The sequence below is a fragment of the Streptomyces sp. NPDC039430 genome (assembly GCF_055639435.1).
Map to the genome: position 1 here is coordinate 343169 of NZ_JBVKAK010000009.1, position 13705 is coordinate 356873.

General features: G+C 68.3%; 11 protein-coding genes. 4 read left to right on the forward strand and 7 right to left on the reverse strand.

Going from position 1 to position 13705, the window contains the following annotated elements:
- Positions 1-70: 70 nt before the first annotated feature.
- From cydB to hisC, 3 genes are all read right to left on the reverse strand, one after another.
- Positions 71-1066 (reverse strand): cytochrome d ubiquinol oxidase subunit II, encoded by a 996-nt coding sequence (cydB, locus tag ACZ7LS_RS24005; protein WP_382522410.1) that lies wholly within the window; start codon positions 1064-1066, stop codon positions 71-73.
- Positions 1067-1080: 14 nt separating this feature from the next.
- Complete coding sequence (locus ACZ7LS_RS24010; protein ID WP_382876423.1) at positions 1081-2589, reverse strand: cytochrome ubiquinol oxidase subunit I; 1509 nt, start codon at positions 2587-2589, stop codon at positions 1081-1083.
- A 351-nt stretch (positions 2590-2940) separates the two neighbouring features.
- Entirely contained in the window at positions 2941-4035 is a 1095-nt protein-coding gene (hisC, locus tag ACZ7LS_RS24015) for a histidinol-phosphate transaminase (RefSeq protein ID WP_385130924.1), read from the reverse strand.
- Positions 4036-4404: 369 nt separating this feature from the next.
- Here hisC and ACZ7LS_RS24020 point away from each other — a divergent pair, with 369 nt between their 5' ends.
- From ACZ7LS_RS24020 to ACZ7LS_RS24030, 3 genes are all read left to right on the forward strand, one after another.
- Complete coding sequence (locus ACZ7LS_RS24020; protein ID WP_030349867.1) at positions 4405-5517, forward strand: LacI family DNA-binding transcriptional regulator; 1113 nt, start codon at positions 4405-4407, stop codon at positions 5515-5517.
- A 442-nt stretch (positions 5518-5959) separates the two neighbouring features.
- Positions 5960-7075 (forward strand): metallophosphoesterase, encoded by a 1116-nt coding sequence (locus ACZ7LS_RS24025; RefSeq protein ID WP_382522789.1) that lies wholly within the window; start codon positions 5960-5962, stop codon positions 7073-7075.
- A 146-nt stretch (positions 7076-7221) separates the two neighbouring features.
- Positions 7222-8094 carry a hypothetical protein gene (locus ACZ7LS_RS24030; protein ID WP_382522400.1) on the forward strand — a complete coding sequence of 291 codons (873 nt, stop codon included), beginning with the start codon at positions 7222-7224 and terminating at the stop codon, positions 8092-8094.
- Between the two features lie 148 nt (positions 8095-8242).
- Here the strand turns inward: ACZ7LS_RS24030 and thiC are convergent, their stop codons facing one another.
- The gene (gene thiC / locus ACZ7LS_RS24035) at positions 8243-10099 is read right to left on the reverse strand and encodes a phosphomethylpyrimidine synthase ThiC (protein ID WP_385130927.1); all 1857 of its coding nucleotides are present in this window, start codon (positions 10097-10099) and stop codon (positions 8243-8245) included.
- 207 nt (positions 10100-10306) lie between these two features.
- Here thiC and ACZ7LS_RS24040 point away from each other — a divergent pair, with 207 nt between their 5' ends.
- Entirely contained in the window at positions 10307-11761 is a 1455-nt protein-coding gene (locus ACZ7LS_RS24040; protein ID WP_382666501.1) for a YibE/F family protein, read from the forward strand.
- A gap of 28 nt (positions 11762-11789) precedes the next feature.
- Here ACZ7LS_RS24040 and ACZ7LS_RS24045 read toward each other — a convergent pair whose 3' ends face one another.
- The 3 genes from ACZ7LS_RS24045 to ACZ7LS_RS24055 all read right to left on the reverse strand — a co-directional run bounded on the left by ACZ7LS_RS24045 (position 11790) and on the right by ACZ7LS_RS24055 (position 13610).
- Positions 11790-12224, reverse strand: coding sequence for an SsgA family sporulation/cell division regulator (locus ACZ7LS_RS24045; RefSeq protein WP_129767327.1), 435 nt, complete (start codon positions 12222-12224; stop codon positions 11790-11792).
- Positions 12225-12325: 101 nt separating this feature from the next.
- Positions 12326-13096: an IclR family transcriptional regulator gene (locus tag ACZ7LS_RS24050; protein ID WP_385130932.1), complete on the reverse strand. Its 771-nt coding sequence runs from the start codon at positions 13094-13096 to the stop codon at positions 12326-12328.
- A 289-nt stretch (positions 13097-13385) separates the two neighbouring features.
- Positions 13386-13610 carry a DUF5326 family protein gene (locus tag ACZ7LS_RS24055; RefSeq protein ID WP_385130935.1) on the reverse strand — a complete coding sequence of 75 codons (225 nt, stop codon included), beginning with the start codon at positions 13608-13610 and terminating at the stop codon, positions 13386-13388.
- Between the last annotated feature and the right edge of the window lie 95 nt (positions 13611-13705).

Genomic DNA, 13705 nt, shown 5'->3' on the forward strand with positions numbered 1-13705 from the left:
CTGCGCCCCGGCGCCCTGTGGTCCGCCGGCTTACGGTCCGGCGCCGGGTGGTCCGGCGCCTTCACCACGGCTACTCGGCGATGTGCTGCGTACCGATCCGCTTGCGGAACACCCAGTACGTCCAGCCCTGATAGAGCAGCACGACCGGAGTCGCGATCCCCGCGCACCACGTCATGATCTTCAGCGTGTACGGGGTCGATGAGGCGTTCGTCACCGTGAGGCTCCACGCCTCGTTCAGCGAGGAGGGCATGACGTTCGGGAAGAGCGTCAGGAAGAGCATCGCGACCGCGGCCACGATCGTGACGCCGGAGAGCGCGAACGACCAGCCCTCACGCCCCGCCGCGATGGCCCCGATGGCGGCGACCAGCGCCGCCACGGCGACGACCATCGCGACCAGGCTCTTGCCGTCCCCGTTGTCCGCCTGGGTCCAGAGCAGAAAGCCGAGCGCCAGCACGGCGGTGACCGCTCCGAGACCGAGGGCCAGCTTCCGCGCCCTGAGCCGGATGTCCCCCACCGTCTTCAGCGCGGCGAACACCGTGCCATGGAAGGTGAAGAGCGCCAGGGTCACCAGCCCGCCGAGGATCGCGTACGGGTTGAGCAGATCGCCGAGGGTGCCGACGTACTCCTTCTGCGCGTCGATCTTCACGCCCCGCACGATGTTGCCGAAGGCGACGCCCCACAGGACCGCGGGGATCAGGGAGGTCCAGAAGATCGCGTTCTCCCAGTTGCGCTGCCAGTTCTCCTCGGGCCGCTTGGCCCGGTACTCGAAGGCGACACCGCGCACGATCAGACAGACCAGGATGAGCAGCAGCGGCAGATAGAAACCCGAGAAGAGCGTGGCGTACCAGTCGGGAAAGGCGGCGAAGGTGGCCCCTCCGGCGCTCAGCAGCCAGACCTCGTTACCGTCCCATACGGGCCCGATGGTGTTGATGAGGACCCGTCGCTCCTTGCGGTTCCGGGCCAGCAGCTTGGTCAGGACTCCGATACCGAAATCGAACCCCTCAAGGAAGAAGTAGCCGGTCCAGAGGACGGCGATCAGGACGAACCAGACGTCGTGGAGTTCCATCGTTCCTCAACTCCTCAGTACGAGAAGGCCATCGGCCGGTCGGCGTCCGTGGGGTCGCCGCCGATCTTGGTGGGCGGGTTGAGGTCGGCGTCCGTGAGCTGCGGCGGCCCGGCCTTGACGTACTTGACCATCAGCCTGACCTCCACGACCGCGAGGACCGCGTACAGCAGGGTGAAGACGATCATCGAGATGAGCACCTCGGCCTGGGAGACACTGGGGGAGACGGCGTCGGCGGTGCGCAGCACTCCGTACACCACCCACGGCTGGCGTCCCGTCTCGGTGAAGATCCAGCCCCAGGAGTTGGCGATCAGCGGGAAGAGCAGCGTCCAGAGCGCGGTGATCCAGTACCACTTGGCGAATCTGGGACTGAGCGCCTTCTTCCGGAAGAGCACGAGATTCGGCACTTCGTCCTCGCCGGTCCGCAGCGCGGGTGGCAGCAGGAACTTCTTGCGCGTCAGCCACAGCCCGACCATGCCGATGGCCAGGGACGCCATACCGAAGCCGATCATCCAGCGGAAGGCCCAGTAGGCGACCGGAATGTTCGGCCTGTAGTCGCCGGGACCGTACTTCTCCTGCTCGGCCTTGTTGATGTCGTTGATGCCGGGGACGTGCGAGCTGAAGTCGTTGTTGGCGAGGAAGGAGAGCATCCCGGGGATCTCGATGGCGACGTCGTTGTGTCCCTTGTCGACGTCCCCGTAGGCGAACACGGAGAACGGCGCGGGCGCCTCGCCCTCCCAGAGCGCCTCGGCCGCGGCCATCTTCATCGGCTGCTGCTTGAACATGACCTTGCCGAGGGTGTCGCCGCTGACGGCGGTGAGCAGTCCGGCCACCATGACGGTGATCAGACCGAGGCGCAGCGAGGTGCGCATCACCGGGATGTGGCGCTTGCGGGCCAGATGGAAGGCCGCGATACCGACCATGAAGGCACCGCCGACGAGGAAGGCGGCCGTGATCGTGTGGAAGAACTGCGTGAGCGCCGTGTCCTGGGTGAGCACCGCCCAGAAGTCGGTGAGTTCGGCCCGGCCGGCTTCCTTGTTGATCCGGTAGCCGGTCGGGTGCTGCATCCAGGAGTTGGCCGCCAGGATGAAGTACGCGGAGAGGATCGTGCCGATCGAGACCATCCATATACAGGCCAGATGGATCTTCTTCGGCAGCTTGTCCCAGCCGAAGATCCACAGCCCGATGAAGGTGGACTCGAAGAAGAAGGCGATCAGCGCCTCGAAGGCGAGCGGGGCTCCGAAGATGTCTCCGACGAACCGCGAGTAGTCGGACCAGTTCATCCCGAACTGGAACTCCTGCACGATGCCGGTGACGACACCCATCGCGATATTGATCAGAAAGAGCTTGCCCCAGAACTTCGTGGCCTTGAGGTACTTCGGGTTCTCCGTGCGTACCCACGCCGTCTCCAGCCCCGCGGTGAGCGCGGCGAGCGAGATCGTCAGGGGAACGAAGAGGAAGTGGTAGACGGTGGTGATGCCGAACTGCCATCGCGCCAGGGTCTCCGGCGCCAGAGCGAGGTCCACGTCATCTCTCCTTACATCGCGTCGCCATGGTCACAGCGGCGGCCTGCCCCATTTGCCCTGGACGTAACGCCAGGAACCGGGGCACGCTTGTGAACGCGTTCACATTCACAAGCATTATGTCGCACAGCTTTCCGGATCTTCGCGTGGGGGGTACCCCTCTACGGAGAGACCCAAGGGCCGCCTGCGAAGAGGGTCCCGGCAACGCCGAAGGGCGGTCCCGAAGAGACCGCCCTTCGCTCCAAGACTCCGGCTCCGGCCGCAGCCATAGCTCCGGAGCCGGAGCCGGAGCCGGCTTCAGCCGCAGCGACGCCTCCGCCTCCGGCCGGCCGGACTCCATGACTGCATCCCGGACTACATCTCCTTGCGGAAGGCCTCGGCGGTCCGCAGGAAGAGGTCATTGGCCTCATCCTCGCCGACCGTGACCCGTACGCCCTCGCCCGCGAACGGCCGTACGACCACGCCGGCCGCCTCGCAGGCCGCAGCGAAGTCCAGCGTCCGCGCGCCCAGCCGCAGCCACACGAAATTGGCCTGCGTCTCCGGCACGGTCCAGCCCTGCACGACCAGTCCCCGGTAGACCCGCTCCCGCTCGGCGACCAGCGAGCCGACCCGCCCCAGCAGCTCGTCCTCGGCACGCAGCGAGGCGACCGCCGCCTCCTGTGCGATCTGGCTCACACCGAAGGGGACCGCGGTCTTCCGCAGCGCGGCCGCCACCGGCTCATGGGCGACCGCGAAGCCGACCCGCAGGCCTGCCAGCCCGTACGCCTTGGAGAAGGTCCGCAGCACGGCCACATTCGGCCGGTCCCGGTAGATGTCGATCCCGTCCGGAATCGCACCGTCGTCGCCCTCGCCGGCCCGGATGAACTCGCGGTACGCCTCGTCGAGCACCACCAGCACGTCACCGGGCACCCGGTCCAGGAACCGTTCCAGCTCGGCCCTGCGCACCACCGTGCCGGTCGGGTTGTTCGGGTTGCAGACGAAGATCAGCCGCGTCCTGTCGGTGATCGCCTCTGCCATCGCGTCCAGATCGTGCGTCTCGCCCGCGGTCAGCGGCACCTTTATCGAGGTGGCGCCGGAGATCTGCGTGATGATCGGGTACGCCTCGAAGGAGCGCCAGGCGTAGATGACCTCGTCACCGGCGCCCGCGGTGGCCTGAAGCAGTTGCTGGGCGACGCCCACCGATCCGGTGCCGGTGGCCAGATGCGAGACGGGCACCCCGAAACGGTCGGCCAGCTCGTTCATCAGGCCGGTGCACGCCATGTCGGGGTAGCGGTTGAAGACGCCCGCGGCCGAGATCGCCTGCTCCATGACCCCGGGCAGCGGCGGATACGGGTTCTCGTTGGAGGACAGCTTGTACGCGGCCGGTCCGCCGGACGCCGCGGGCTTGCCCGGCTTGTACGTGGGGATGCCGTCCAGCTCGGCACGCAGCTTGGGGCTCGTCTCGCTCACCGCAGGTCCTCCTCGGCCGTTCACGGGTCCTTACCTCTTCAATACTGCTCACCCTATGAGGATTCGCGGCCCCTGCGAATGGCGGGCACCGGGAAAGCCCGCGAGAGTGGGGCGCGCTCGCCATCCTGGCGCGCGCCGGTGGCCCGCGCCGTGGCGCGCATCCCCCGTAGAGGTGAGTTGAGACCTCTTCGAAACATGGGCCCTTCGACAGGTCCATGCCGCTCCTCACATGCCAGACCAATGCGAAACCCACCAACGCCCTTATCTTCCAAGCTCGTTGATGATTTTGGATCATGCAGAAACGTGCCTGCTGCCGGGTGCATATGCGACCGGCCCCACCGCCCCTCAGCGCCCTACTATCGGCTCGCCATGACAGCAGCAGGGAAACACCAGGTGAGCCGGACGGACACAACCCGCCGGGGAAGCCGGCAAAGTCGGGCGGGCATCCGGGACGTAGCCGCCGCAGCCGGTGTCTCCATCACGACTGTCTCGGACGCGCTCAACGGCAAGGGGCGGTTACCCGACGCCACCCGACGCCATGTCCGAGAAGTCGCAGAGCGCCTCGGCTACCGGCCTTCCGCCGCGGCCCGAACCCTCCGTACCGGCAAGTCAGGACTCATCGGCCTGACCGTGACCACATACGGGGATGAACCTTTCACCTTCACCGAGTTCGCCTATTTCGCCGAGATGGCCAGGGCCGCGACCTCCGCCGCGCTCGCACGCGGCTACGCCCTCGTCATCCTCCCCGCCACCTCCCGCCATGACGTCTGGTCGAACGTCGCCCTCGACGGCACCGTCGTCATCGACCCCTCCGACCACGATCCGGTCGTCACCGAACTCGTCCGCCAGGGCCTTCCCGTCGTCTCCGACGGCCGGCCCGCGGGCACCCTCCCCGTCACCGCCTGGGTCGACAACGACCACGAGGCGGCCGTCCTCGAACTTCTCGACCATCTCGCCGCGGCCGGAGCACGCCGGATCGGCCTGCTCACCGGCACCACCACGGACACCTACACCCGGCTCTCCACCACCGCCTATCTGCACTGGTGCGAGCGCGTCGGCCAGGACCCGGTCTACGAGTCCTATCCCGCCCACGACCCGTGTGCCGGGGCAGTCGCCGCCGACCGGCTGCTGGCCCGCCCCGACCGCCCCGACGCCGTCTACGGGCTCTTCGACCCCAACGGCACCGATCTGCTCGCCGCGGCCCGGCGTTACGGGCTGCGCGTCCCCGAGGATCTGCTGCTGGTCTGCTGCAGCGAGTCCACGGTGTACGCCGCGACCGAACCGCCCATCACCACGCTCTCGCTCAAGCCTCGCCGGATCGGCACCGCCGTCATCCAGCTCCTCATCGACGCCATCGAGGGGATCGACACCGGCCGGCCGGTCGAGCAGGTGATACCGACCGAACTGATCATCCGGACCTCCTCCCAGCGGCGGCCGCCGCGCACCACGGTCAGCGCGCCCCGGTCCCCCGCGGGCGACTGACCGAAGGCGGAGGCAACGGACGATACGGTCCCCGGGTCCGTGGAGCTTCCCGGGGACCCGCGAACGGCCCCGGGGACACACCGGGCAGTCCCGGGGACACGTCGGGCGGCTCGGAGGATCCGTCAGGCGGGCCCGCGGGGCCGCCATACGGTCCCGACGACTCGCCGAGCGGCCCCCGGTACACCCGCAAGACGGTGCCGGACAGTGCCGGAGACTCGCCGCCCCAGGGGCCGAAAGAAGGACCAGACCTTTTCGCATTTCGGGCGATCGGCGCGAAAACAGCCGCTGAACCCGAGGTCCCGCCGAATTCTCCCCCCTGGTGCGTCACAGAGCGGGAGCGGCGTTCCTATGATGGGCGCACGACACCACGGACCTCGTCCTACCTGCGATGGCTCACCCCCATCCAGCCGGGCGGGCCCGAGAGGTGTACGGCGGCGCGACGGTGGTGGAGGGGTCGATGACACAGGGGGCCGGCGAGGGACCCGTGGTGCGGACGGCGACGTTGCGCGACTTCCGCGTACCGCCGTACGCGCAGGTTCCCGTGCAGTCCGGAGAGCCCGGACCGTCCGGACCGCCGGCCGACGGCCCGTCCGGGCATCCCGGCAACGCGGTCCCGGACCACGAACCACCCGAGGGCTACACCCCCACCGAACGCGACCTCCCGGTGATCAACCGGGGGGACACCGTCCAGGTGCGGGTCGACCCCGTGGAGCCGCCCGCGCCCGACGGCCGCGGCCCGCTCTACGTCGTCGGCGACGTCCACGGCTATCTCGACGAACTCCTCGCCGCGCTGGCCGCGCAGGACCTCATCGACGCCGACGGCCAATGGGCCGCGGGCAACGCCCGGCTCTGGTTCCTCGGCGACTTCACCGACCGCGGCCCCGACGGCATCGGTGTCATCGACCTCGTCATGCGGCTCTCCGCCGAGGCGGCGGCGGCCGGCGGCTACTGCAAGGCCCTGATGGGCAATCACGAACTGCTGCTCATCGGCGCCAAGCGATTCGGCGACACGCCCGTCAACTCGGGCGCCGGCACCGCCACTTTCCAGGCCGCCTGGCTGCTCAACGGTGGCCAGCGGACCGATATGGAGCGCCTCCAGGACGTCCATCTGCAGTGGATGTCCCGGCTCGACGCGGTCGTCGAGGAGGACGAGCATCTGCTGATGCACTCCGACACGACGGCCTATCTGGACTACGGATCCACCATCGAGGACGTCAACGACACCGTCCATCAGATCCTCACCCGCAATGACGCCGACGAATGCTGGGACCTCTTCCGCAAACTCACCAAACGCTTCGCGTTCCGTGACGACGGCGGACCGCAGGCCGTGCGCGAACTCCTCTCCCAGTACGGCGGAAAGCGGGTCGTCCACGGCCACAGCCCCATTCCCTATCTGCTCGGCGAAGTCGGCACAGAAGACGCTTCGGACGACGAAGGCGACACGGGCCCGGTAGTGGAAGGGCCACACGTATATGCCGACGCGCTTGCCATCGCCATGGACGGTGGCGTCACCATGGCGGGAAAGCTGCTGGTCGTACAGCTTCCACTGGAAAACTGAATCAATGTGTGACAGGTGATTTCCCCAAACCCCCTGTCACGCCCCGCCACAACGGCTCTACCATCGCCTTATCCGTAGCAGGCTCTCCTCCGTTTCCGCCAACTGCCCGTCCACACGGGCGGACCGGCCCTACGGAGCATCGGGGGATGCACATGAACAGCGCTCCACACCTGCTGAGCGAGGATCGCGCGGATTTCGAGCGGATCCTCGACGAGGCACTGCGCCAGGCACACGACCACGCGGAACTCTCCGCGGCCGGACAGCGGCTCAACAGCGAGCAGCTGCGCACGATGGCCCTCGGCGCCACGGCGCTCATCACCACATCCGCCGCCGCCGAGTACGCACACTTCGCGAAGATCCGCGAGGAATTCCGCTCACCGGCGCCCTCGTCCTCGTCCTCATCCTTGGCTTCGTCTTCGTCTTCGTCGGTGCGTGACACCGCCTCGCCCCCGTCGGGAAGCGAGACTCCGGAGGCCGGAGCGGGGCTCGCGGCCGTCATCGCCGTGCTGGCCCCGGTCCTCGGCGGCACCGCGGCGGTGATCTTCCTGCTCGTCGGCTACCTCCTCAAGGCGCTCAGCCCGCCGCCCGCCTTCGCCCGCAGCATGGTCGCGGTCGGCTGGTTCTTCGCCGCCGTCACCGTCGTCGGCCTCCTGGTCGCCGCGACAGGTCTGCTCGTCACGGCCCTGCGCAACACCGCGACCCAGCTTCCGGCCGAGGAAGGGTGGGGCGACGAGCTGCCCGAGGAGGTGGCCCGCGCACGGGACGCCTGGCGTCAGGCCCTGCTGGAGCGCGGCGTCCTGCCCTTCCTGCGGGCCGCGCTGGCCGACCCGAGCGCCACCCCGGCCGCCCCGCCGGCACCGCGCCCGGCGCAGCCTGCGAAGCATCTGCCCAAGATCGGCTACAGCCGCCCCGACTTCTCCAGCCCCGACGAGGGCTCGACCGGCGGCCGGCGCCCGACCTTCAGCAGCCCGGACTTCTCCAGCCCCGACTTCGGAGGCCCGGAACACCGGCCGGAGTAGCCCTCCGGCCGGTGCGCGAGGGTACGAGTGCCCGACGGTACGGGCCGGTGCGCGGCCCCGTTACGGAAGCACTGCGGAGGCGCCGGGGAGGCGCCGCGGAGGCAGACGCCCCCGCGACACCCCGCGCCCGCCCGCGACAGACGCTCACTCAGTCCACGAGCGGCAGATACACCCGGTTGCCCGCCGCGGCGAACTCCTTGGACTTCTCCGCCATGCCCGCCTCGATCTCGGCGGACCCCAGCTCGGCAGACCCCGTCGCCGCCGGCTCCGTACCGGCCGACTCCATCTCGCCGCCGTGCCTGCGCCTGATGTCCTGCGAGATCTTCATCGAGCAGAACTTGGGCCCGCACATCGAACAGAAATGCGCCGTCTTCGCCGGCTCGGCCGGCAGGGTCTCGTCATGGAACTCCCGTGCCGTGTCCGGGTCGAGTGCCAGATTGAACTGGTCCTCCCACCGGAACTCGAACCGGGCGTCCGACAGCGCGTCGTCCCACTCCTGCGCCCCCGGATGCCCCTTGGCGAGGTCCGCCGCATGGGCCGCGATCTTGTACGTGATGACACCGGTCTTCACGTCGTCGCGGTCCGGCAGACCGAGGTGCTCCTTGGGGGTGACGTAGCAGAGCATCGCGGTACCCCACCACGCGATCATCGCCGCGCCGATGCCGGAGGTGATGTGGTCGTACGCCGGGGCCACATCGGTCGTCAGCGGGCCGAGCGTGTAGAACGGCGCCTCCTCGCAGATCTCCTGCTGAAGGTCGATGTTCTCCTTGATCTTGTGCATCGGGACATGCCCCGGGCCCTCGATCATCGTCTGCACGCCCAGCCGCTTCGCGGTCGAGTTCAGCTCGCCCAGCGTGCGCAACTCGGCGAACTGCGCCTCGTCGTTGGCGTCCGCGATGGAACCGGGCCGCAGACCGTCACCCAGCGAGTACGTGACGTCGTAGGCCGCGAGGATCTCGCACAGCTCCTCGAAGTTCTCGTACAGGAACGACTCCTTGTGGTGCGCGAGACACCAGGCGGCCATGATCGAACCGCCGCGCGAGACGATGCCCGTCTTGCGACGGGCCGTCAGCGGCACGTACCGCAGCAGCACTCCGGCGTGCACCGTCATGTAGTCGACGCCCTGCTCGGCCTGCTCGATGACCGTGTCCTTGTAGATGTCCCAGGTCAGCTCCTCGGCCTTCCCGTCCACCTTTTCGAGCGCCTGGTACAGCGGGACGGTGCCGATGGGGACGGGGGAGTTGCGCAGCACCCACTCCCGGGTGGTGTGGATATTGCGGCCCGTGGAGAGGTCCATGACCGTGTCCGCGCCCCAGCGGGTCGCCCAGGTCATCTTCTCCACCTCCTCCTCGATGGAGGACGTGACGGCGGAGTTGCCGATATTGGCGTTGACCTTCACCAGGAACCGCTTGCCGATGATCATCGGCTCGATCTCCGGGTGATTGACGTTCGCCGGCAGTACGGCCCGCCCGGCGGCGATCTCCTCGCGGACGACCTCCGGGGGCACGTTCTCGCGGATCGCGACGTACTCCATCTCCGGGGTGATGTCCCCGCGCCGGGCATACGCGAGCTGGCTCACCGACTGCCCGTCCCGGCTCCGCCTGGGCTGACGCGGCCGGCCGGGGAAGACCGCGTCGAGACCGCGCAGATCGGTCGATCCGCTCCGGAGCAGTCCTCCGCGCGGTGAGGTGTGCTTGAGCCCGTCGTCCTCGGGGCGGACCGGCCGGCCCGCGTACTCCTCGGTGTCGCCGCGACCGATGATCCAGTTCTCGCGCAGCGGTGCGAGTCCGCGGCGTACGTCGGTTTCGACGCCGGGATCGGTGTACGGACCCGACGTGTCGTACAGCGTGACGTCCTTGCCGTTGGTGAGATGCACCTGACGGACGGGCACCTGGAGGTCCGGGCGTGAACCCTGGACGTATCCCTTGTGCCAGCCGATGGACTTTCCCGCCTCGCTCGGCTTCCCCGAATCGGAGGCAGACGGATGTGCGGCCTGAACGGTCATGAGACCTACTCCCTACGCCGGCATTACCCGGTAACAGGTTCAGCGGTCGGCGCAGCGCAGGTGTCCGGGGATGTGATCCCGGGCACACAGTCAGCGCCCTCTCAGCCCGGTGCTCCGAGCTCCCGCGTGTGCAAAGGTTGCCTCCACGCTAGCGTCATATCCGGCGTGCTGAACAGAGGGCCCCTTCCTTCTTGCGATGATCGGTCGGTGACCCCTCCCCAGCAGACTCACGAAGCGCACGGCCACTCGCACAGCCATGGCCCGGCCGCTCCGGTCTCCCAGCACCTCCGCAAGGTCATCGCGGCGGTGCTGATTCCGTTCGCGGCCGCCGTGGCTGTCGGACTCGCCGTGCTCTGGCCGGGCGGTACTCCGGCACACGAGCGCACCGGCGTGGGCTTCGACCGGCAGACGGAGCAGGGCCAGGTCGTACGGATCGAACGAGTCGACTGCAAGGACGTCAACGCCTCCCAGCTCCCGTCGACCGGCGACACCACAAAGCCCCAGGGCCGTGAGGCGCAGCAGGCGGAGACCGGGGAGTGCAAGAAGGCCACGGTCGAAGTCACGACCGGCAAGGAGAAGGGGCGGACCTTCGTCGAGGTCGTCCAGCCGGACGCGCCGCGGCAGTTTCACGTGAAACAGGGCGTCGTGGTGGCCTACGCCCCCGACGCGCCGCGGGATCTCCAGTACTCCGTGACGGATGTGGACCGTAAGTTCCCGCTGACGCTGCTGGCGGGGATCTTCGCGCTCGTGGTGGTCGTGGTGGGGCGGATGCGCGGCGTCATGGCGCTGGTCGCGCTCATCGCCTCGTTCGGCGTGCTGACGCTCTTCATCCTGCCCGCGATCCTCCAGGGATCGAATCCGCTGATCGTGGCGGTCGTCGGCGCCAGCGCGATCATGCTGATCGCCCTCTATCTCTGCCATGGTCTGACGGCACGCACCTCGGTCGCGGTGCTGGGCACACTGATCTCACTGCTGCTGATCGGACTGCTGGGGTCGGTCTTCATCGGCTGGGCGAGCCTGAGCGGCAACACCGACGACAACACCGGGCTGATCCACGGCCTGTATCCCGAGATCGATATGAGCGGTCTGCTCCTGGCGGGCGTGATCATCGGTTCGCTCGGCGTGCTCGACGATGTGACGGTGACCCAGACCTCGGCGGTCTGGGAGCTGCGTCAGGCGGATCCGACGATGGGCCCGCGCGCGCTCTACCGGGCGGCCATCCGGATCGGCCGGGACCATATCGCCTCGGTGGTCAATACGCTCGTGCTCGCTTACGCGGGCGCGGCGCTGCCGCTTCTACTGCTCTTCTCGATCGCGCAGTCGAGCATGGGAACGGTCGCGAACAGCGAGCTGGTGGCGGAGGAGATCGTCCGTACCCTGGTGGGTTCGATCGGACTGGTCGCCTCCGTACCGGTCACGACAGCGCTGGCGGCGCTGGTGGTCTCCGCCGACCGGCAGGCCCCGGAGGCGCCCGCCATGGCACCGTACCCGGCGCCCGCGGGACCGGGCCCCGGCCCGGGTTCGGGGCCCGCTTCCGGCCCGGGTTCAGCGCCCGGACGCGGTTCAGCGCTTGAACAGGGTTCTACGACGGCCACCTCGCTGCCGGCGCAGAACGCGCTGACCCGCAAGCTCGGTGGCAGGGGACGCCGGCGCAAGAAGTGACCGTGATGGCGCGCGGCCGGATGGGCGGTCAGCCGGCGTTCTCCTCGGCGAGGATGCGGCCGAGCGCCTCCTCCAGATTGCCCTCGAAGTCACTGAGCGTGCGCTCCTGACCGAGCGGGACCAGTCGGTCCGTACGGTCGAGGAAGGCCACCAGCGGCGCCGCGCTGACCCGGAAAAGGGCGTGATCGTCGCCGACCTGGAGCCGCATATGGACGTCGGAGAGGTCCTCCGGCGTGGTCGGCGCGATATGCACATCGCCGTCCCCACTGGGTGTGTTGATTCCGTCGAGCAGCAGTTCGCGGCCGAAAGTCCAGGTCACGGGGGCATCGCCGGGCAGATGGAAGGTCATCCGCACGGCGTAGGGATCCCGCATCTCGTAGTGGAGTTCCACCGGGATTCGGAACGAGAGCTCCTCGGAGACGAGGAAGCTCATCAGGACCTCGGCCTGGACCGACTCGCGCATCGTGTACTCCGGAGTAGATGAAGCAGTGGCTGGGAATGATCCCATGGACCCTCTTGACGCCATCGTGCTGTAAGCGCTAGCAGATCACAAGGAGTAATTTTTCAGATACTGATAGAGAGGGCGAGAGAGCTCGCCAGCGATTCGATCTCTCTGCGTAACCGCTCGACCGCCGGAAGCAGCCGCTCCTGCTGATGGAGTGGTATGGAAATGGCCACGGCGCCCGCGGCGGCTCCGGCCTCGATCGGTACGGCCGCGTAGACGGTGCCGAGCCGGTACTCCTGCCGCTCCACCACCGGCTCCGCGGGCCCCAGGGAGCCGAGGCGTTCCAGCAGCGTCCCGCGGTCCGGCACGGAATAGGGCGTGAGCGGGCGGACGGGGTGGCGATCCAGATGATCGCGGCGGGCTTCCTCGTCGAGCCGGCTGAGCAGACACTGCCCGAGCGCGTGCGCGTGCCCGCTCTCGCGGATGTCCGCACCGTCGGCAACGGCCGGGGCCTCGGGGCTGTCCGCCACGGAGACGAGATCGATCTCACCGTTGTCGTAGACCGCGAAGTACACCGGGGCCCCGGTCGCGTCGTGCCATCGGCCGAGCGATTCGATGATCTTGCTGCGACGATTCTGCGGGCCGACGCCGTGCGCCAGCCGCTGTACGGCGTCACCGAGGACGAAGACGCCCTTCTCGCGGCGGAGATAGCCCTCGTACGTGAGCGTGCGCAGCAGGTGGTAGGCGGTGGGGAGCGGAAGTCCGGCCTCGCGTGCGAGCTGCTTCGCGGGTGCCCCGTCCGGATGGGAGGCCGCCGACTCCAGCAGTCGCAGCGCTCGCTGTACCGAACCGATCAGAGTTGGGGCTGCGGTACGTGTAGCTGTGGCCAAAGGTCACCCCCAGGCGTGCTGACGGGCCAGAGCCCGCCCGCGGGGGCCGCCCCCGCGCGCCCGCCGCACTCCTGAGGGAACCGAGGGACCGAAGGAACCTTGAGGCGGACCCGAGGAACCTTGAGGCCCCGCCCAGAAAAATCGCACAAACCAATGGTCAGGGCGATCGTCGATGGTGTTTTCCCAGGGCGCGGCAGTGGTTTGCCACTCTAAGGGCAGGCCGGGGCGAGGGATGATTTCCCCTTCACCTTTCCCTCGCGCGGGCTAACGGCCGTTCGAGCGACGAGTTCTACCAGTCGCCGCGCGACGAGGAGGACGCGGAAGACATGAACTTCCGTACGAGATAGACCAGTCCGCCGACCAGAGCCACCAGGATCAGCACCTTGAAGAGCAGGCCGACCACGATCGAGATGACTGTCGTGATCAGTCCGCCGAACACGACGAGAACGATCACGGGAACCGCGATCCACTTCACCCACCAGGGAAGCCCTGTGAGTACGTCCCGAACCGCCATCGTCCTTACCTCGCTTCGCCGAAAGCCCGAGTATGCCTCTTGCTCCCTCGATGCTAGAGCCGAGGGAACGTGCACGGAGGCCCCGCGGCCCCCGA